We start from the raw sequence: 550 nt of genomic DNA, 5'->3' as shown, positions 1-550 counted from the left end.
GAACAAGAGACTGTGACTAATCGTCATGGCGCAACTCCTTTACATGTTGTTTAGAGTCATCAGCGCCAGCTTGAAAACTCTCCAGCATCTGATGGTCGTTATGAGTCACCACGATAACAGGCACCTCATTTAACTTTCTTGATCTTAGAGCAAAGAGTGATTCCATCCTGATAAGGAATTGCTGCATCCAATATAACAAGACTATAGTCGAACTGTCGTGCTTTAAGAAATGATGATTTACCATCATATGCTTGATCAACCATGCAGCCTTCCTTCTCAAGATTGATTTAAGAAGCATTTGAATGCGTCTATCACGAGCAATAATGAGAATTTTGGTTCCGTATTTAAAAAATATATAATCACTTCCTTGTCCTTGCGTACCCTACATATTCATTATGCGATACGAATCGAAAAACAAGAATAACTCAATGGGGCTATATACGAGTCGTCCGATCCGTCCAAAACCGTTAATACCTACTTTTACAGTCATTCTCAAGTCCTCCTATAAGTTTTATTTATTCCAAAGAGGCGAATACCTCTCATGAAATCA

General features: G+C 38.5%; 1 protein-coding gene. It reads right to left on the bottom strand.

From position 1 onward, the window contains the following. Positions 1-125: 125 nt before the first annotated feature. The gene (locus BK127_RS46055) at positions 126-263 is read right to left on the bottom strand and encodes a response regulator (RefSeq protein ID WP_083690003.1); all 138 of its coding nucleotides are present in this window, start codon (positions 261-263) and stop codon (positions 126-128) included. Between the last annotated feature and the right edge of the window lie 287 nt (positions 264-550).

The organism is Paenibacillus sp. FSL H7-0331 (assembly GCF_001956045.1).
Note: the sequence above shows the minus strand (reverse complement) of the source record. Positions and strands in the feature narration are given on the sequence as shown.

Excerpts from the sequence above, each read along its gene's own strand:
- BK127_RS46055 (WP_083690003.1), bottom strand. The coding sequence starts at position 263 with ATGGTTGATCAAGCATATGATGGTAAATCATCATTTCTTAAAGCACGA.